General features: G+C 66.0%; 13 protein-coding genes. 9 read left to right on the top strand and 4 right to left on the bottom strand.

Features of this window, described 5'->3' with window-relative positions; all coding sequences use genetic code 11:
* Positions 1–262 precede the first annotated feature (262 nt).
* From ACPDIT_RS04785 to ACPDIT_RS04760, 6 genes are all read left to right on the top strand, one after another.
* Positions 263–1,789, top strand: coding sequence for a YifB family Mg chelatase-like AAA ATPase (locus ACPDIT_RS04785; protein WP_423442031.1), 1,527 nt, complete (start codon positions 263–265; stop codon positions 1,787–1,789).
* 731 nt (positions 1,790–2,520) lie between these two features.
* Positions 2,521–3,453 carry a ParB/RepB/Spo0J family partition protein gene (locus ACPDIT_RS04780; protein WP_423442030.1) on the top strand — a complete coding sequence of 311 codons (933 nt, stop codon included), beginning with the start codon at positions 2,521–2,523 and terminating at the stop codon, positions 3,451–3,453.
* A 30-nt stretch (positions 3,454–3,483) separates the two neighbouring features.
* Positions 3,484–4,638 (top strand): PfkB family carbohydrate kinase, encoded by a 1,155-nt coding sequence (locus tag ACPDIT_RS04775; RefSeq protein ID WP_423442029.1) that lies wholly within the window; start codon positions 3,484–3,486, stop codon positions 4,636–4,638.
* Positions 4,639–4,648: 10 nt separating this feature from the next.
* Positions 4,649–5,230: a peptide deformylase gene (gene def, locus ACPDIT_RS04770; protein WP_423442028.1), complete on the top strand. Its 582-nt coding sequence runs from the start codon at positions 4,649–4,651 to the stop codon at positions 5,228–5,230.
* A 231-nt stretch (positions 5,231–5,461) separates the two neighbouring features.
* Positions 5,462–7,276, top strand: a complete 1,815-nt coding sequence (locus tag ACPDIT_RS04765; RefSeq protein WP_423442027.1) for a universal stress protein — start codon at positions 5,462–5,464, stop codon at positions 7,274–7,276.
* A complete protein-coding gene (locus ACPDIT_RS04760; protein ID WP_423442026.1) occupies positions 7,273–8,445 on the top strand; it encodes an endo-1,4-beta-xylanase in 1,173 nt (390 codons plus the stop codon). Before ACPDIT_RS04765 ends, ACPDIT_RS04760 begins: the two co-directional genes overlap by 4 nt.
* Positions 8,446–8,658: 213 nt before the next feature.
* Here the strand turns inward: ACPDIT_RS04760 and ACPDIT_RS04755 are convergent, their stop codons facing one another.
* Positions 8,659–9,768: a prepilin peptidase gene (locus tag ACPDIT_RS04755; protein ID WP_423442025.1), complete on the bottom strand. Its 1,110-nt coding sequence runs from the start codon at positions 9,766–9,768 to the stop codon at positions 8,659–8,661.
* Positions 9,758–10,684, bottom strand: a complete 927-nt coding sequence (locus ACPDIT_RS04750; RefSeq protein ID WP_423442024.1) for a shikimate dehydrogenase family protein — start codon at positions 10,682–10,684, stop codon at positions 9,758–9,760. Before ACPDIT_RS04750 ends, ACPDIT_RS04755 begins: the two co-directional genes overlap by 11 nt.
* A 1,213-nt stretch (positions 10,685–11,897) precedes the next feature.
* On the opposite strand from ACPDIT_RS04750, the gene ACPDIT_RS04745 reads away from it, so the two are divergent.
* The 3 genes from ACPDIT_RS04745 to ACPDIT_RS04735 all read left to right on the top strand — a co-directional run bounded on the left by ACPDIT_RS04745 (position 11,898) and on the right by ACPDIT_RS04735 (position 14,944).
* Positions 11,898–13,964, top strand: coding sequence for a beta-galactosidase (locus ACPDIT_RS04745; protein ID WP_423442023.1), 2,067 nt, complete (start codon positions 11,898–11,900; stop codon positions 13,962–13,964).
* 106 nt (positions 13,965–14,070) lie between these two features.
* A complete protein-coding gene (locus ACPDIT_RS04740) occupies positions 14,071–14,400 on the top strand; it encodes a DUF721 domain-containing protein (protein WP_423442022.1) in 330 nt (109 codons plus the stop codon).
* 97 nt (positions 14,401–14,497) lie between these two features.
* The gene (locus tag ACPDIT_RS04735; RefSeq protein ID WP_423442021.1) at positions 14,498–14,944 is read left to right on the top strand and encodes a zinc ribbon domain-containing protein; all 447 of its coding nucleotides are present in this window, start codon (positions 14,498–14,500) and stop codon (positions 14,942–14,944) included.
* A 122-nt stretch (positions 14,945–15,066) separates the two neighbouring features.
* Here the strand turns inward: ACPDIT_RS04735 and ACPDIT_RS04730 are convergent, their stop codons facing one another.
* Complete coding sequence (locus tag ACPDIT_RS04730) at positions 15,067–18,717, bottom strand: reprolysin-like metallopeptidase (protein WP_423442020.1); 3,651 nt, start codon at positions 18,715–18,717, stop codon at positions 15,067–15,069.
* Between the two features lie 128 nt (positions 18,718–18,845).
* Complete coding sequence (locus ACPDIT_RS04725) at positions 18,846–20,351, bottom strand: NADH-quinone oxidoreductase subunit N (RefSeq protein ID WP_423442019.1); 1,506 nt, start codon at positions 20,349–20,351, stop codon at positions 18,846–18,848.

Below are 20,351 nucleotides of genomic sequence, written 5' to 3'. Positions count from 1 at the left end.
GCAGGCCTCGGAGCCCCCGCAGACCACCCGCCCCACGACGGCAAGCGGTCTGCCAGGGCCCTGGGCCGGTCGGGTCGACCGATCGCATGCGGTTTCACGAAGCTTGCCTGGCCCGGGCATGCCGCGCGGGCCGCTTGAACCGGGCTGATCTTGGAGCGGTCGGTGTGATCCTGAACCCGGCGGGTCCTCGGAAGGGAAACCTTCCCGCGCTCGCCCAAGAACCGGCTTGCCTGCGCGACCGGTCTTTTCCACAACTGCCACGATGTTGGCCAAGGTCTATTCGGCGGTTGTCAACGGCATCGAAGCCTGCCCGGTCGAGGTCGAAGTCAACGCCGGCTGGGGCGATACCACCATCGTCATCGTGGGCCTGCCGGATGCCGCGGTGAAAGAATCGCGCGACCGTGTCTCCACCGCGCTGACCAACTCGGGCTACAAATTCCCCATGGGCCGTACCACCATCAACCTGGCCCCTGCCGACGTCAAGAAGGAGGGACCCAGCTTTGACCTGCCCATTGCCCTGGGTCTGCTGGCGGCCACCGACCAGCTTCGGGCCGACCGACTGCAGGAATACATGGTGGTGGGAGAACTGGCGCTGACCGGCGCAGTGCGCGCCGTCAAGGGAGTGTTGCCCATTGCTCTGTGCGCCCGGCAACAGCGGAAACGCGGATTACTCGTGCCCCCACCCAACGCCAACGAGGCCGCCGTGGTGGAGGGCCTGGAGGTCATCCCCGTCCAAAACCTGCGCGAAGCCGCCGCGTTCCTGGCCGGCGAAATCGCCCTGTCGCCCGTGCGGGTGGATGTGAACCGGCTCTTCGACCAACCGGTCGAGGACGATGTCGATTTTGCCGAGGTCAAGGGCCAGGAGTCGGTCAAACGCGCCCTGGAAATTGCCGCTGCCGGAGGCCACAACGTCCTCCTCATCGGGCCGCCCGGCACCGGCAAGTCCATGCTGGCCAAACGCCTGCCCACCATCCTGCCACCGCTGACGCTGGAGGAGGCCCTGGAAACCACCAAGATTCACAGCATCGTGGGCCTGCTGCGGCCCGGCCAGGCCCTGGTCACGCGCCGGCCCTTCCGCGCCCCGCATCACACCGCCAGCGACGCCGGCCTGCTCGGGGGCAATGTCAACCCAACTCCGGGCGAGGTCTCCCTGGCGCACAACGGGGTGCTTTTCCTGGACGAACTGCCGGAGTTCAAGCGAAGCGTGCTGGAAACCCTGCGTCAGCCGCTGGAAGAAGGGCGCGTGACCATCTCGCGCGCCGCCGGCAGCGTCACCTTCCCCGCACGGTTCATGCTCGTGGCCGCCATGAATCCCACGCCGGACGGCAAAATGCCCGGCGAGTCCCGCTGTTCTCCGCGCGAAATCCAAAACTACCTCAACCGCGTCAGCGGACCCCTTCTGGACCGGATCGACCTTCATGTGGAAGTGCCCGCCGTCAAATTCCGCGAAATCACCGCGGATCATCCCGCCGAACCCTCCGCCCGCGTGCGCGAACGCGTCGTGGCCGCCCGGCTCCGCCAACAGGAACGCTTCCGGGGCCGACCCCGCATCACTTGCAACGCCCACATGGGGCCCCGGGAACTCAAACAGTTCTGCGCGCTGGACGCCACCGCACTGGACCTGCTCCGGTACGCCATGAATGACCTGCAACTCAGCGCCCGGGCGTACGATCGGATCCTCAAAGTCGCTCGCACCATCGCCGACCTGGCCGGCTCGGACCGCATCCAGGCCGACCACGTCAGCGAAGCCATTCAGTATCGCACTCTGGATCGCCAAATCTGGGGTTGAGCGTCGGCTGTCCCGGGCCCGGCGTCCTCGGCGCCGGCCCTCGGGAGCCGTCGGCACGTCGCCCCCGGCCGGAGCCGTCTTCCGGGTTCGGGGTCTCAACCGGGCGGCTTGGTTCTCCGCCATTTGCACGGGTCCATCCACGCGCTGAAGGCGCAATCGTTCGTCCGTGATCGGTGCGACCTCATTGCCGCAGGCGGGCCTCGGGCTGGTGAATTCCGCCCCGTTGGGGCGGACAGGCGACGCGCTGAAGGCGCATCGATTCGTCAGCCCGGGGCAACCCCCGGGAACTCGGGGCCCCCAGAGCCATCGCGCCCTCAAAGGGCCCAACGCTGTGATCCCAATCGCGAGGGGCGGGCGTGGGACCGTGCGGATTCCTGCCCCTTCAGGGCACGAGGAATTACGGCGATCCGGTTGCCCGGGGCGTGGCCCTGGGTTGGCGAATTCCCGCCCCGTTGGAGCCGTCACATGGCGCGCTGGAGGTGGAATCCGGATCGAGGTGATCGGGTTGCTCAGGACGCCTCTCTGGCATGAATTTGCGGGGGCTGTTGTGGAGGAGCGTCGCTCGATCCCCGGCGCAGGCAGGGCCCTCAGTGCCCCAAATCCGTTGTCCGGCGCGTTTCTGGTTTTGGACACCTTTGAAGGCTCGGGGAGATGAGGGGCAATGCGTCCTCTGGCGCGATTCCCGGCCGCAGAACATTGACACCGCAAAGCCCCTGCGGCAGCCTCGGCGCATGGCAAAATCCGCGCTGGGCCGCGGTTTGGGCGCCCTGCTGGGGACCTCCCCCACGGCAGCGCAGCCCCCCACAGGCACGGACGCATCCCGCCCGGATGCGTCGCCGAGTGCCCTTCCGCCGAGCCCGCCGGCGGCTGAACCGATCCTGCGCGTGCCTCTGCAGCTCATCCGACCCAATCCTCTCCAGCCGCGTCAGGAGTTCAGTCCCGAGTCGTTGGAGGAACTGGCCGAGTCGATCCGGCAACAGGGGATCCTTCAGCCGTTGGTCGTGCGCCGCCGGGGCGAGGGTTACGAACTGATCGCCGGCGAACGCCGATGGCGCGCCGCCCAGATGCTCCAGCTCGCCGAGGTCCCGGTGATTGTTCGGGACGTGGACGACCGGACCGCTCTCGAGCTGGCGCTCATCGAAAACCTTCAACGCGAGAATCTCAATCCCATCGAAGAAGCCCAGGGCTTCGCGCAGCTGCTGCACCAGTTTGGGTTCACCCAGGAAGAAGCGGCGCAACGGGTCGGCAAGAGCCGGGCCGCTGTGGCCAATGCACTGCGTCTGCTCAAATTGCCGCCCGGGGTGCAATTGTACCTCCGCACCGGCCAGCTGACGGTCGGACATGCCAAGGCCATCCTGGGCCTGGAAGAGGAGACTCTGCAGAAGGCCGTGGCCGAACGTGTCGTGCGCGAGGGGCTCAACGTCCGTCAGACCGAGGCCCTGGTGGCGCGCCTGGTGGCCGAACAGCGGTCCGGTCGGTCGCGCCGCTCCGAGCGTCCTCCGACCGATCCCCAACTGGCCCGCTTAGAAGACCGGCTGCGCGAACGGTTGGGTACCCGCGTCCGATTGCGGTACCGGGACGGCCGCGGCGCCCTGGAAATCGCTTTCTTTAGCAACGAGGAACTGGAACGGGTCCTGCAGATCCTGGGCGTGGCCCCTGATTGATCCGGCCGGTTCCCTTGCACCCAACCGACCATGAATCAGAACACCCCTGAACTTCGATCCCAAACTGCGGCCGCTCTGGAATCGGCACGGCCGCGCCTGTCCCAACTGCAAGCCTTCCTCGGCCTGGACGGCTTCGTGGACGAAATCCTTCACGTGGTGGACAAGCGCTACAGCGCCGAGCGTTACGATCGCACCCCCACCATTGCGCGTCTGGCCGAGCGACTGGCCGCCGCGGCGGGCAAGAGCACCAACCTCGAGCTGGTCACGCAGCTGACCAAGCTCGGCGGCAACGGCCCCATCATGGGCAATGCCCTGGCCCAACTGGGACTCCGCGTCACCTACGTCGGCAACCTGGGTTACCCCAATCTCCACCCCGTCTTCGAGGAGTTCGCCCGCCGCGCCGAGGTCCATTCGATTGCCCCGCCCGGTCTGACCGACGCCCTCGAGTTCGAGGACGGCAAAATCATGTTGGGCAAACACTCCTCGCTCAAAGAAATCACCTGGGAGAACATCGTGCAGCGCTACGGTCGCGACCGGTTCGCCGCCAAGTTCGCCAGCGCTGATCTGGTGGCCTTCGTCAACTGGACCATGCTCCCCTACATGAGCGACATTTGGGCAGCCGTGCTGCGCGAGATCTGCCCTCAATTGCCCACCCACGGCCCGCGGCGCACCCTGTTCTTCGACCTGGCCGACCCCGAAAAACGCACGTCCGAGGATATCCGACGAGCCCTGGACCTCATTCTGGAGTTCCGCCGGTATTTCAACGTCATTTTGGGCCTCAACGAAAAGGAAGCCTACGAAATCGCGCGCGTGTTCGGCCTGGAGCGGGGCGACGGATCCCGTGCTGCCGTGGCCGCCCTGGCCCGGGAAATCCACCAACGGGTGCCCGTCCACACCCTGGTCGTCCATCCCGTCGCCTACGCACTCTGCGTCAGTGAAGGCCGGCTCAGCATCGTGGACGGTCTTTACACGACCAAACCGCGCCTGACCACCGGCGCCGGCGACCATTTCAACTCCGGCTTCTGCCTGGGCAAACTGCTGGGGTTCAGTGACGACCAGGCCCTCCTCACCGGGGTCACCACCAGCGGCTACTACGTGATCAAGGCCCAAAGCCCCACCGTGGACGATCTGATCCGTGCCCTTCGAAACTGGCCCTCCACCACCAGCGGGCCCTATCTTTTCTGAGTCGAAGGCCATGGTGCTCGAAGTCGTCCAATACGGCCATCCGATCCTGCGCCAGAAGGGGCGGCGCATCGAGCGCATCACGCCCGACTTGCGCCAGCTGATCGCGGACATGTTCGAAACCATGTACGCCGCGCACGGCATCGGCCTGGCCGCCCAGCAGGTCGGACAGGCCCTCCAACTCACCGTGCTCGACCTGCGCGACGTCACCGATCGCCCCTCCACTCTGGAACTGGACGGTCAGCCCGCCGACCCCGCCTCCCTCATGCCGTTGGTCCTCATCAACCCCCAAATTCAGCCCCTGGCGCCCGAAGTCGTCGGCCCCGAAGGCTGCCTCAGCTTTCCCGACATTTACGCCGACATTGCGCGCCCGGAAAAAATCGAGGTCCGGGCCCTCGACGGCGAAGGCCGGCCGCTGCACTTCCGTTGCGGCGGGCTTTTGGCCCGAGCCATCCAGCATGAATATGATCACTTGCAAGGCATCCTGTTCATCGACCGGATGGACCGCGCCACCCGGCAGCGCCTGCAGCCGGAACTGGAAGCATTGCAGGCCCGGACCCGTGCCCGCCTGGCACGGGCCGCTGCCCGAACATGAATCTCCCTTGAGGCCTCGCGAGAGCGGCATCCTCGCCGGGCCCGGAGCTTGACCGCCGTGGGTTCGGGCATGGGGCGGATTGTCCTTTTGGAGCACATGAATCGGAAAGGCTCACGCCAACCAAACCGCCGCCCTCGGCCCCTCTCGCCAGACGGCACCTGCACTCGGATCGATCCACCGTTCCGACCTCGGTCCGTCCTCCGCCCTGGCTAACCACAGTACCCGCGGCCCATGGAACCTGCCGTCGTCCACCGCCCCCGGAACCTGGACTGGAAACGCGCGGCCGCGTTGCTTTATGGCGACTGGGGCACCAGCAAGGCCTACGTAATCGGCCTGGCCTTTCTGGCCGCCGGCTACGCGGCCCTTCCTCTCATCGTGGCGGTGTGTCTGTTGGCCGCGGTGGTGGGCTACTGTTACACCGTCATTTGCCGCGAGTTCCCCGATGGCGGCGGGGTCTATTCTGCCGCCCGGCTGCAAAACCGGTTCCTTGCGGTCATGGGTGCGCTGTTGCTGGTGGCCAACATGACCGTCACCGCAGCCCTCAGCGGCTGGGCCGCGATGACCTACTTTGGCGTGCCGCAGGAATGGGTGCGGCACACGACCATGCTCGCCATCCTGATCATCGGCTTCATCAACTACTTCGGGCCCAAACACACCGGCAGCCTCGCTGCGCTCATGGCCCTGCCGATGGTGGTTGTGGTCGCATGCATCATCTTGTTGAGCCTTCCCCACCTGACCCCGCGGTACTTGGAGCCGTCCCACGATACTTTTCTGCACAACTGGATCGCCTTCGTCGGCATCATCCTGGCCCTGAGCGGCGTCGAGGCCATCGCCAACCTCACCGGGGTCATGCAACTGGACCCGGGGGCCACTCCGGAACAGCCGCGCGTCGCCCGCACGGCTCGCAAGGCCATCCTGCCGGTTGCGCTGGAAGTGGTCCTGGCCACCGTCCTGCTCGGGTGGGCGATGCTCTCGTTGCCACCGGAGCTGGCCCCGCAGATGAAGGAGCGCTGGGAAGACATGGTGCGCTTCCTGGGCGAGCATTACTGCGGCCTCTGGTTTGGCCCGATGGCCGCCCGCGTGTTCGGCGCGTTGGTCGGGCTGGTCATTGGTCTGCTCCTGCTCAGCGCGGTCAACACCGCCATCGGCGCCCTCATCGGCCTCTTCTACATGATGGCCCGCGACGGCGAGATGCCGCGCGCCTTCGGCCGGCTCAATCCTCACGGCGTGCCCTGGTGGCCGTTGGCGCTGGCCGTCGCCCTGCCCCTGGCCACCACCTCCGTGGCCACCGACCTGCAGATGCTGGCCGGCTTGTACGCCATCGGCGTGGTCGGCGCCATCGCGGTCAACCTGGGCTCCTGCACGTTCAACCGCGGCCTGACGTTGCGGTGGTACGAACGGCTGATCATGGGCCTTGCCTTTTTCATCCTGTTTGCCGTGGAGATTACCATCGCCAAAACCAAACCCGATGCCCTGTTCTTCGCCTGTTGCGTGGTGGGGCTGGGGCTGAGTCTGCGCTTCTGGGCCCATCGCCGCGCCGGACTGCGCACCGTCATCGTCAGCGAACCGGTCGCGGCCGCCGTGGCCCCGGAAGCCATGCCCAGGTTCGAATTCAAACTCAAACCCGGCCAAAACCTCATGGTGGCCGCCCGCGGCCTCACCCCCGTGTTGCGCTTCGCCCTCGAGGAGGCCCGACTCCGACAGGCCAACCTCTACGTCCTCTACGTCAAAACCATCGCCGTCGCGCCCCCGGGCCAGCCCAGCCTGCCCGACAAACCCCGTTGGCAGGACGATCCCGTGGCCGCCCCCATCATGACCACCATGCTCACCCAGGCCGAGCCCCTCGGCGTCCGCGTCGTCCCCCTCTACGCCGTCAGCGACAACCCCGCCGCCACCATCCTCGACCTGGCCGCCACCCTCGGCGTGGACATGCTCATCCTCGGGGCGCGGACCCGCCGCACCCTCGTGCAACTGTTCCGAGGGGACGTCGTCAACGAGGTCTCCCGGCATCTGCCCGAAAACATCGAGCTCGTCATCCACGGATGAAAGCGCATCCACACCCTTCCCTGCGGTCCCTTCGGTGGCCCGCCCTCTGCGGCCTTGCCCTCCTCGGCATCCTGCTTCAGGCCTGCACGCGGCACGGGCTTCAAACCCGCTCGGCCCATGTCTCCCCCGAGCCGTCCCTGGCGGCGGTGGCCGAACGCTGGTTCCGCATCGGAGTCGGTGTCCACGACGCCCTTCCTCAACGCCCCGAGGATCACGTCCTCCTGCTGCGCCACTTCCGCGTCGTGACCCCCGAGAACTCCCTGAAACCGGCCGCCGTGCAGCCGCGGGAGAACCAGTGGCGCTTTGCCACCCCGGATGCATTCGTCAACTTCGCCGCACGCCACCGGCTCCAGGTGGTCGGTCACTGCCTGGTCTGGGCCAAGGACGATCGCACACCGTCCTGGTTCTATCCCCCGGGGGACACCCCGGCCGATCGCCAGCTCCTCCTGCAACGCATGAGCAACCATATCCACACCGTCGTCCGGCGCTATCGCGGACGCATCACCGAGTGGGACGTGGTCAACGAGGCTCTCGACGACGGCAACCACTGGCTCCGACCCTCCGGCTGGAGCCGTCTTTGCGACGACGAATTCATCGCGTGGGCCTTTCGTTGGACTCATCAGGCCGACCCCCAAGCCCTCCTCATTTACAACGACTACCACAATGAACTGCCGGCCAAGCGCGAAAAGTGCCTTCGCCTGCTCCGCCGCCTTCGCGAGCAAAACGTGCCCATCCACGCCGTCGGCCTCCAGGGCCACTACGAAATCGATCAGGTCCCCTTCGAAGAACTCGAACGCACCTTCGACGCCCTCCGTGCCCTCGGGCTCAAAGCCGTCATCTCCGAACTCGACATCGACATGATCCCCCGCGCCCGCTGGTGGGCCGACGGTGGCCGATACCGCGAAGAAATGGCACGCCTCGACCCCTACCGGGACGGCCTCCCCCCGGAACTCCTCGATCGTCAGGCCCAACAATACGCCCGACTCTTCCGACTCTTCCGACGACACGCCGACGTCGTCGAACGCGTCTCCTTCTGGAACCTCCACGACGGCCAGAGCTGGCTTAACTACTTCCCCTGGCAACGCGTCAACCACCCCCTGCTCTTCGATCGAAACGGCCGACCCAAACCTGCTTTCTACGCCGTCGTGGAGGCCCTGCGCGAGTCTTGAACCCGCCCTGGGCCGGATGGGTGGCTGCGCCTGGAAAACCCGGCAGAAATCAAGAGCCGGGGCGCCCCGTCGAGGTGCCGGCACGAGCCGGATTGGCGGCGATTCCGTTGCCGGCGGTTCCCTTCCCCAGGGCGCCTCCGTCGCTCCACTCGCCCAAGCAATCCTTGCACGAGCCCACATTACACCGCGGACCGCTGCGCTCCGCGGGAGGCTTCACGCTCCGAACCACCAGCCCACCCACTCGCGTCCCCCCAGAATCCACAACACCGCCGCCAGCGCCAGATACGGACCATACGGCATCCGACTCGACCATTCCCGTCGCCGCAGCACCACCGCCGTCAAACCCACGATCGATCCCACCAGCGAACTGACCATCAAACCGAACAACACCGCCGGCCACCCCAAAAACGCCCCGATCGCCGCCATAAACTTCACGTCGCCCAGGCCCATCGCCTCCCGCGGCAACACGAGCTTCTCGGTCCAAACCTCCATGTACACCACGCCCCCGGGATCCAACTCCTCGTTCCCGATCCGCAACCGCTCCGGACTCAACCGCACCTCCACATCTCGATAACATCGATCCACCAGCTCCACTCGCCGCGCCCACAGCCGAATCGTGTCCGTCGGCCGATAAAAAATCTCCTCGTACGGAATCTCCCGGTCCGGCAGATGCAGGGCCGTCTCCGAAAACACCACCCGCGTCGGCCCCGCCAGGTCCACCCGTTGCCGACCAAACATCAGCTTGCCCAGGCGCAGCACCCCGTACATCAAGCCCGCCCCCACGGCCGCCCCCACCATCGCTTCCCGTAATCCGGTGGCCACACTCGATTGCCCGTGCAGCGCGGGCACCAGGAACGACGCCAGCAGCCCGGCGCCCACCCCTCCCAACGTGATCTCATCCGGGATGATGTAATGCTCAAAATCAATGAACGAGGCCGCAATCAGCCCGGCCACAAACACGCCATACACCACCGCCACCACCGGGGAGCCCGGGCCATGCCTCCACCACACCGCCAAAAACAGCAGGCCCGTCAGCAGCTCGACCCAGAAATACCGCGCGGCAATCGGGGCCCCACAGTTCCGACACCGCCCGCGCAACATCAGCCATGTCACCAGCGGAATGTTCAGATACCACGGGATGCGATACTGACAGTGCGGGCAGTGCGAGGGCGGGGAGACGAGGCTCAATCCGCGGGGCATTCGATAAATGCAGACATTCAGGAAACTCCCCACCACCGTCCCCAGTACGAACGCCACCGCCGCCCACAACGGCGCCTCCGGCCCCGGCCAGTACTCCGCCCGCAGCGCTGCTTCAACCGCCATAGACGTGCTCCCGCAACGCCCGCCGCATCACTTCCACCGGAGCCGGCCGACCCGACCAGATCTCCAACGCCCGCGTTCCCTGATACAACAACATCCCCAGCCCGTTGGCCACCCGACAACCCGCTCGAGCCGCCCGCGCCAGCAACGGCGTTTCCGCAGGACGGTAAATCATGTCATACACCGCCCCCGCCCGCTCCAACGGAAACCGCGTCGGGTCCAACGGCAGGGGATCCTCTGCCCGTAACCCCAGCGATGTGGCATTGACCAACAAATCCACCGTCCCCTCCGGATACCCCAACGTCACCGCACAGCCCGGATAACGTGCCCGAATTTCCTCCGCCACGGCAGCGGCCTTCTCCATCGTGCGATTCACCAAAAACAGCTGCGCAACCCCTTCCGCTGCCAACTTCAACGCCGCCACCCGGCCCGCCCCGCCCGCCCCCAGCAACAACACCCTGCTCCCCTTCGCCTGCCATCCCAACTCCTCCTGCAACGCCTGCACGAGCGCATCCGCATCGGTGTTGAAACCCTGCATGCGGACCTGCTCCGGCTCCGCTTCGGCACTCCATTGCCCCAGCGGCTCCCAGTGCCCGTCCGCGCGCAGCCCTTCGAACCGCACCGTGTTGACCGCGCCCCACAAACGCGCCGAGGCATCCAGCACATCCATCATCTCGACCGCCAACACCTTGTGCGGCACGGTCAGGTTCACCCCCACAAAGCGCATCGCCGCCGCCCCTCGCAGGGCCTCCTGCAACTGCACCGGCGGCACGGCAAAGGCCAGATAGCGCCAGTTCAGACCCAGCGCGGCCAGCCCCGCATTATGCATCGCCGGCGAAGCCGAATGCCGCACCGGAAACCCGTACACCGCGCAATAACGCGTCGAAGCATCGATGGGTCGCGCAAACACGTCCGGCACGGCGCCGCAATGTACGACCGCCCTCGCCCCGGTGAAAGGCAAAACCCCGTCGGCCCGACCCGGGAACCAAGCCGCGGCATGCCCGGTAGCTCGCCGCGCATTCCTGCAATCCTTCCCTCCTGCATCCAGACCGCTCGAGGCTCTCGTGGCTCAAAGTTGCGCCACCCCTGGAGGCGCTGCGATGGAAAGGACGAACCGCTGCACCGCAAACTCCACCCAGCGCTGCCGCCTCCCAACCTTCCCGCCCATGCCCAATGCACCTCGGCGTTCACTGCCGTGACCGATCGATCCTCGACCCTTCGCCACCACGGCGGCCGGCATCCATTCAAAACCTTCATCTGCGGCTGCCGCCCAACCGTCGCATCCCCGCTCCACCAGCGCCGCATGCCGGCGCGTTTGAGGACTTGAACAGCTCCAAAAGCCCGGCAGAACTTCGGACCGCCTCGGCTCGAGAATGCCGTTGGACGAGGGCATCGCCTTGAACCCGGAGCTCGGACATGGATGCGCCCTGCGCTGGCCACGGGTCGCACGAGCCCATCACCGCGCCGAGAGCGCATCCCATCCGTCAGCCCGGGGCCAACGGCCCGTGCTTTGGATTCCCCCAAACCCCTCGCGCCCGGACAGGGCGCAACCCGTTGACCCCCGTCGCGAGGGCCGGGCGTGGGCACACTGGATTCCGCCCGTTCGGGGTGAGGTGAATTGCAGTTGACTGCTTGCCGAGGGCGTTGCCCTGGGCGGGGGAATTCGCCCCGATGGAGCAGCAATAAGGCGCGCGGGAGGCACAACCATTCACCCGGAATCGAGGTCATCCGGTGGCCCGGGCGCCGGGTCGGACGCATACATCCAGGCCCGCTTTGGGGTAAACCCGGGGCGCGTCGAGGGCGCGAAACCTTGCCTCCGCTTCATGGGGTTTGGTGGGAACGGATTTGCAGGGGCTTCTTTGGAGCATTTTCGTTTTGCGGCATGGGCGCCCGCGTGGGCCGCCGCGCCGCCGCTCCGTGGTGCGGTGCGTCTCACGTCTGGGAGCTCCCCGAAAGTCCGGCGCAGTTTCGGGCGTCATGGGGATGGGAAAGCCTGGGCCGAGGGCATTGCCTTGGAATGCTTGAATCTTGTGCTCAAAAACGGAAAGGTCCCCGCGCCTTGCCCCCTTTTCCGTTGCAGACTGTCATCCGCCCGGCTAGAGTCAAAGCGTCGAGCCAGCGGGAGATTGCATATGTATTTCGGCGTGGACTACTACCCCGAGCACTGGGTCTACCCCTACGGCGGCACCCCGGAAAACCCCGAAGCCTGTTGGGCCGAAGACATCGCCCTCATGCAGGAAGCCGGCTTCAACGTCGTGCGCATGGGCGAATTCACCTGGGGATTGCTCGAGCCCGAGGAGGGAAAGTACGACTTCGCCTGGATGCGGCGGGTCATGGACCTGATGCACCAGGCCGGCATCCGCGTCATCCTGGCCACCCCCACGGCCGCGCCACCCTTGTGGCTGACACGCAAACACCCCGAGATCCTCCCCCTGGACGAGTCCGGCCTCACCCGCCATCCCGGCACCCGTCGCGCCGTCTGCCTGTGCAGCGACGCCTTCTGGGACTATTCCAAAAGAATTGTCACCGCCATGGCCCGGGCCCTGGGCGATCACCCGGCCCTGCTTGCCTGGCAAATCGACAACGCCATCGGCGGGCACGACACGGAGGAATCGTTCAACGAAGCCTCCCGCGAGGAATGGCATCTGTGGCTCAAAGCCAAATACGAGACGATCCAGCGCCTCAACGAGGCCCTGGGGCTGCGCCACTGGGGCCAGATCGTCTCGGACTGGGACGAGGTCCCCATGCCCCAGCGCGCCCCGGCTCCGCACAACCCCGGCCTGGTTCTCGACTGGCGCCGTTTCTGCAGCGACACCATCGTCCAATACGTCCGCATGCAGGCCGAGCTGCTTCGCCAACTCACCCCCCACGCCCCCGTCACCACCAACCTCAAACCGGCCGTGTTCCGGTTCGACCACTTTGACCTGGCTGAAGTGCTCGACTTTGTCGGGATCGAAAGCGCCGCCGTGCTGCGCCCCCGCTCCGCCGAAACCGCCTTCGACATCGACCTCCTCCGCTCCCTCAAGAAAACCGGCATCCGCACCCCGGACGGGGAGACGGGGTTTTGGGTCCTCGAACACAAGGCCGGACACGTGACCTGGCAGGACCTCAACTCCCTGGTCCGACCCGGGGTCCTGCGCCTGTTCACCTACCAGCTCATCAGTCGCGGTGCCGACGCCATCCTCTTTTTCCGCTGGCGTCAGCCCCGCTTTGGCCCCGAGCAATTCCACGGCGCGGTCTTCTCGCATCACCGCCGCAAGGAAAACCGCGTGTTCCGCGAAATCTGCCAGATCGGCGAGGAAATCAAACTCCTGGCCCCCGTGCTCAAGGGCACCCACGTCGTCGCCGAAGTCGCCATCCTCTTCAGTCACGACAACGACTGGGCCCTCCAGGAACCCACCCATCCCAACCGCCATTTCCACCTCCGCGACCATCTCCGGCTCATCTACACCGCCCTGCACGACCGCAACATCCCGGTGGAATTCGCGCGGCCGAGCGAGGACCTGACCCGCTACAAACTTGTGTTCGCCCCTTCGCTGTTCCTCCTCTCTTCTGCCGAGGCCGAGATGCTCAAGTATTACGTCCAGAACGGCGGCACCCTCGTCGGCACTTTCTGCACGGGCCTGGTGGACGAACACCACGTCGCCCCGGACACCGGCTACCCCCGCGAGCTGACCGACCTCTTCGGCCTTGAAGTCCTGGAATTCGACGCGCTGCCGCCCGACGAAGAAAACCACCTCAGCTTCAAGGGCGGCTTCCAGACCAGCCACCTCCACTCCGCACGCATCTGGTGCGACATTATCGAACCCAAGGGGTGCCAGATCCTCGCCACCTACACCAAGGACTTCTACGCCGGCAAACCGGCCATCACCCTGCACCCCTACGGCAACGGCCGCGCCATCTATATCGGCACCCTCTCCGGACCCGCCTTTTACGCCGACCTCGTCAACTGGCTTCGCAGCCTCTGCGGAATCCATCCCCTGCTCAAGGTGCCCGAGGCCGTCGAGGTCAGCCTCCGCCAAAAAGACGACGTCAAAGTGTATTTCCTCCTCAATCACCACAATCAGCAGGTCCGCATCCAGTTCCTCAAGCCCATGCACGATTACCTCACCGGCACCACGCTGGTCGGCAGCTACGACCTGCCGCCCCACGGCGTGCTGGTGCTGGACGAACATCCCGCCCCTGCCAAACCCGCCTGAAGCCCGCCGTTGCCGTCGCCCCGTCATGCGCCCTGTTCGCCCCCAGCCCCCCTTGGGCCCACCGCCCCGAACACCACGGCAAACGGCCCTGGCCCAGTGGCGACGCGTGGATCTCTCCGATCTGGAAGACACGCTCCAACCCCGCTTCCGCACCCCGGCCGAGGTTCTCCCCAAGGTCCTGGCCGAACTCCGACTCGACCAACGCCGCCAGGAGGCCGAGATCCTCAAAGTCTGGCAAACCCTGATGGACCCGGAGATCGTCGCCCACGCACGCCCCACGGGCCTGCTCAAAAACGGCACCCTCCTCGTCAGCGTGGACAACAACGTCTGGCTGGCCGAAATCGTCGGTTATCGGCGGCACGACATCCTCCGGCGACTCCAACAGGCCTTTGGCGCCAATCGCATCCGCCGCATCTCCTTCCGGGTCGGCGGATGACCCGCCGCCTGCGCCGGTCCCTGCCGTGGCTCCCAAAAAGGAATTGGCGGAAACCGTTTCTCGGGTCATGATCCTTGCCAACATTGGGGTAAACAGCATGAAAACGTTGCTCCAGAACTTGATCCGGCTCCAACAACTCGAGCTGGAGGAAATTCAGGTTGCCGACGCCACTAGGATCATCGCGGATCTGCGCAACCAGATCCCGACGCAGATTTTGGGTCACTACGATCGGCTCATGGCTCGTGGCAAAAAAGGCATCGTCCCTGTTCGGGGCCAGGCCTGCTCGGGCTGCCACATGCGCCTGCCGATCGGCACCATCTCTGAACTCATGAAGGCCGAGGACATCCAGCTATGCGATTCCTGCGGCCGCTACCTTTACCTGGAAGAGGTCGTCGGCATCACCGCCTCCGGCGCTGCTCCTGAAACCGCCGCCCCGACTCCGACTGCCCAGCCGAAAAAGAAAGCAGCACGCAAAAAAGCCGCTTCCACGGCCGCATCCGCCAAACCAGGGCCCCGCAAAGGCCGCGCCGCCAGGAAAACCTGACACCCCTCTCTGTCGGCACATCCGGTCATCCCGCTCCGCTGCACTCCCCGAGCCCGGGTGCCCTCAGCTTTCCCGCGTCCACCCCAGCGCGCCCCCTCCTGCAGCTGCCCCGCGCGTTTGCCTCAGGGGACCACGCGCACCCGATAAAACCGCGCACCGTTGGTCGCGCCGCTGTCGAGGACGTGGACCCGTTCTGCAATCGCGGTCACCGGCACACCCACCGGGAACCATTCCGCGTCGTCCAGGCGCTCTTTCCATTCCACCTGGTAACGCAAACCCGGGATGGCCCCCCACTCCAGGCGCCGTGCCCCATCTCCGGAAACCCGCACGGCCAACTGCGGCCGCGGCCGCACGGTCACCCGGAGCCCTTGATTCGATGCCAGCGGGGGCACTCCGTCGTCCGTGACCGTCAAGGTGACTTCGAGTTGGCGGCCAGCCCACGCATCCGAAGTTTGCCATTCCAACCGGCCCGAGACCGGATCCAGCACCAACCCATCCGGCACCGGCGGGGTCACACCGAACCGCAACCGTTCCACCGGCGTGTCCACATCGGTCGCACGCAGAACCACCAGCACGCGCATCCCTGCATGCACCACCGGGTCGGGTAACGGGTCCAACACCGGTGCATCGTTCACAGGCCGTATCGTCCACAAAAAGGTATTGGTCACCGCCTGACTCTCATCCTCCGCCACCAGATACACCCACGTGGACCCCGATGCGTCGGGCTGGGGGTACAGATCCAGCCTCCTTTGCGGTCCCGAGCCCGACACCACGATCCCTGTCGGCGCCACCAGGGTCATGTCCGCGGCATGCGCCCAAATCCGCACCTGCTCCAGGGGCGTGTCCGAATCCTCCACGGTAAATCCGAGGCCCAGCAACGGAACGTCCTCCTCGGTCACCTGATCCGGGATCTGCGACAGCACCGGAGGCAACGCCGGGGCCCAACCACAGCAGACGCGTTGCGTGGCGGTCAGTTCCAAGCGCCACCCAAACGTCAGCTGCCCGGTATCCCCCGCCGCGTCGTCCCATAGATACAGAGCCCAGGTGCCGTTCGGATCCGCGCCGCCAAAGTCGCTCAAGCGAAATCCCACCCTCTTCGATGGCCCGGGGTCCACCTGCGGATCACTCTCCGGGTCATACGCCGAGGGCTGATTCGTTCCGGTCCGCAGCGGTCCCTCCGCCGGCCAAATCCCCGGCGCTGCATCGTCAAACGTCAAGGTCCCGCTGGCATTGGTCCCGTTGCCCGCATCCGAGAGCAGCCACACCGCCTGCCCCTGCGGCCCCACCAGCCACACATCCAAATCCCCGCCAAAGCCATGGGACAACCCCGTCAATGTCACCCGTACCCGTGACAGCCGGCCGGTCATCCCACTGACCGAAAGGGTCGAGGGAAACAACGACGCCGGCCCCTGGGTCCCCGTGGCCGGGATCGTCAACGGCGTGGTGTTGGCTCTCGTGACCACTTGGGTTTGGACCGCACCCAACACCATGGCCCGACTCACCGTCCCCAGGAGCCGACCGCCATCTTCCAAGCGCCATGTCGGCCGGATCATTCCTCCGCATGGCCCCGTGGCTGTGAACGTGAACGGGCGGCTGACACTCTGGCCCCCCGCCACTCGCCCATACACCTGGGCCGGCCCCGGGGCCACCACCCCGTTTCCCGCCAACAACGTGACCACGAGATTCGTCGTCGGGATCAGAACGTTGTTCCGCAGCGTCAACTGCACGGTCACCGTCTCTCCCGGGTCCGCGGCCCCATTGGCCGGAAGACAACTCTCCTCCGTCACCGTGACGGACCAGATCTCCAACGCCGGGGTTGGCTCCGGCGGCAGGATCGTAAAGGGCCCGTCACTTACATCGAAAAACGGTTGCTCCACCGCTTCCACCTTGACCCGGGCCAGCGTCGTGTGGATCGGCGGCAGCGGCACCACTTCCACTCCGTCATTCGGAGTGCGCAACGCCAACGGATGAGGAAAGCTCTGGCCGTTGTTGGTCGAAAGCCATACATTCACCCAGGCCGCATTCACCGGAGCGGTCGCAGTCCCTGCCACGTCCCACGTCACCGTCAGGGAATTCGATGCACTGCCCCCACCGTTGGGCGAAACCACGCGAAACGGCCCCGCGCCGTCCGCAACCCACACTTCGGTCTCCGCCCCGGCCACACCGCCCCGACCGTCGCGCGCCGTCACGCGAAACCGCATCGTCCTGCCCACCCAGGGCAGCTTTTCCGCCAGATTCGTCTGGTTCGCCAGAATCGTGCTCAGCTCCGGGAACACCCGAACCGCATTCGTGCCCGGCCGCACCGAGCGAAACAACGGACCTTGCGAAGTGTCCGTCGCATCCAGGGTCGCCGCCGGTCCCAGGTCCATCTGTTCCCAACAAAACGTGACCTCGTCCCCGTCCGGATCCGCGCCCTCCGCCGCCAACACGAATGGTGTCCCGCGAGGGATCACCCGCGTCGGTCCTGCATTCACCCATGGAGGCTGGTTTCCATCGAGCATGCGAGCTCCGCAACCGTTCCCCGGCCCGCTCGTGAGACTCTGCAGAATCTGATCCAGGCTCGCCGCATGGAAATACAGGTCGCTCCGAAACTGCACGTTGTCGCCCTGGCAGTTCCCCGCATACGCCATGAGCGTCGAACCGCTGCCCGGCTCGTATGCACTGGAACCATCCCGATTGCCTCCGCAGGTCCCCCGAACTCCGTTGAACGTGTGCCGCGCCCCGAACTGATGCCCGAGTTCATGGGCTACATAGTCCACGAACAACGGATCGTTGCTGTTCCCCAATCCCGTCTGCCCACGCGCCTTCAACCCGGGACGACACACCCCCGACAAAGTGGCCAATCCCCCGCTGGCCCGACTCAATACATGACCCACATCGTAATTCGCATCGCCGATGACCCGATCCACCGTGGCTTGATTCTCGTCCAGCAGCGCATTCGCGTTGTTGCCGGTGTAGGGGTCCGTGGCCGCATTGGTGTACACCAGACGGTCGTTGTCGGAGACCAGGACAAAGCGAATCCCCAGCTCCACCTCGTAAATCGCGTTCAACTGATTCACCAGGATCGCCAGCGCCGCCATTGCGGATTTGACCGTGCCTCCATGCGCCGCCGTCCATTCCCCCGTGGCCGCCAATGCCAGCCGATACACCCGCAAAACCCCGCCGTACGACGGCGGCCCGTAACCGGCCGCGATCAGCGGCGGCGCCACAGTCTCGCAAATCCATTCCCCCGGCCCGTCCAGCACATCCGACCGCGCATACACCCGATGCAGTGCCGGCCCACTTCCCGGCAACGGCTCCACCACCACCCAGCCATCCCCCTCCCGCCACCGCGCATGCACCCCCGCCCCCGTCACACTCATGCGCCCTATCAATGCCCGGTTGTCCAGCCCGGTAATCCGATACGTCTGCACCTCCGGATACCGCATCGCCAAGGGCCACTCCATGACGGGCGAGGCCACACACTCGACCCGCGTCATCGAGCCATCCGGCCGCGGCAACTCCACGATTAGAGGTTGCTTTCCCGCCTCGTCGCCAAACTCATCAGGCGCCCGGGCCACCCACTCGTACCATGCGAACCCCGCCAGCTCGAATACCGCACCTTTCCCCGGCGCCAACCTCAAGCCATCCTCCGAAACCACCTCTGCCAACTCGGGCCGCAGCCGCCACGTTCCCTCCGACCCCGGGCCCACGGCCGGCAGATCCCCCCACCCGCCGCCTTCCAGCAGCACCGCCGCCAGGGACGCCCAAAAACACCACCGGCCCGGCCTCATACGCGGAACTCCTCAGAACCCAACCTGATCCTCCATCGGTGCTTCGGCGCCATCTTTCCGATTTACAACGCGCCGCATGCCGCAAGGCAACCGCCTCCGCCAACCGCCCGCTTGGATTCGTCTGGCGCTCAGAAGCCCGACGCCTGCAGCGCCCGCTCCAGACCTCGCAACACCACGGAGGGGAACACCCCCAGCCCCACCACCCCCGCGGTCGTCGCCCACAAACTCACGCGCACCTCCCATGGCAGCCGCCATCGCTCCATCGGGCCATCCCCGGGCGGCCGCACCCATGCCTGCTTCAGTACTTGCAGGTAGTAGTACAACGACACAGTGCTCAGCAGAATCGCCACGGCCACCAACCACAACAATCCCAACCGAACTCCCGATCCCAGCGCCGCCACGAAGACGTAAAACTTCCCGAAGAACCCCGCCAGCGGCGGGATGCCCGCCAACGACAACAAGTACACCGCCAAACACACCGCCACCTCCGGGGACCGCCGGCTCAGCCCCGCAAAATCCTCCAGACGCACCGAGCCGCGCCTTTGCGACTCGACCAGAGAGACAACCCCAAAGGCCCCCACCGCACTCAATCCGTAGGTCGCGACAAAGTACAACAAGGACGCGAGTCCCATGCGGGTGTTCGCCATGACCGCCAACAATGCATACCCCGCATGGGCCACTGCCGAATACGCCAGCAACCGCCGCACATTCCCCTGCACCAGCGCTGCCACGTTGCCCCACACCATGCTGACCACGCTCAATGCCGCCAGCACCGTGCCCCACCCCGCGACCCATTGCCCCGGCACAGCCCCGCCGCCCCCCTCGGGCCACCCCACCATCAACAACTTCGCCAACGCATAGAACGAGGCAACCTTGGAACCGGAGGCCACCAGGGCCGCGCTCGGCGTGGGCGCGGCCTCATACGCATCCGGCGCCCACAAGTGGAACGGCGCCGCCGCCACCTTGAACCCCAGTCCCACCAAAACCATCACCAGCGCCACCCACACCGCCGCCGCGTTGGACGTCCCACCCAGCGCCTCTCCCATCGACCGCAACTGCACCGTCCCCGTAAGCCCGTACAACAAACTCATCCCAAAAAGCGTAAAGGCCGCCGCCACACTGCCGAACAGGAAGTACTTCAGAGCCGCTTCCACCGCGGCCGGTCGCTCTTTCTCGAAGCCCACCAGCACGTACAACGTCAGGCTGGTGAGTTCCAACCCCAGAAACACCAGCAACAAATCCTCCGCCCCCGCCAACACCAGCATACCCACCGCCCCCAGCAACACCATCGCCAGATACTCTCCCACGTGTTCCGTCCGCGCCCCGGCCACGGACAAACCCACCGTCAACAACGTGAGAATGAGCACCACTCCCTTCACCCAGGCCGTCAGCGCATCCCCCGCCCAGCCGGTTACTGCGCCCGCTCCCGCCTCCGATCCCCCGAACAACCACAACGAGATTCCCGCGGCCACACACCCCGCCGCGGCCACCAGCCCGCCCACCAGCCAACGCACGCGGCGACCCGCCTCCCGCAACGCCACCAGGTCCGCACCCAACACCGCAAGGGCGGCGCCCAACACCACCAGTTCCGCCAGCGCCCCCTGAATCAACGCACCGTAGGACAGGCCGCTCAT

The organism is Limisphaera sp. VF-2 (assembly GCF_049537125.1).
Classification (GTDB): Bacteria; Verrucomicrobiota; Verrucomicrobiia; order Limisphaerales; family Limisphaeraceae; genus Limisphaera.
Note: the sequence above shows the minus strand (reverse complement) of the source record. Positions and strands in the feature narration are given on the sequence as shown.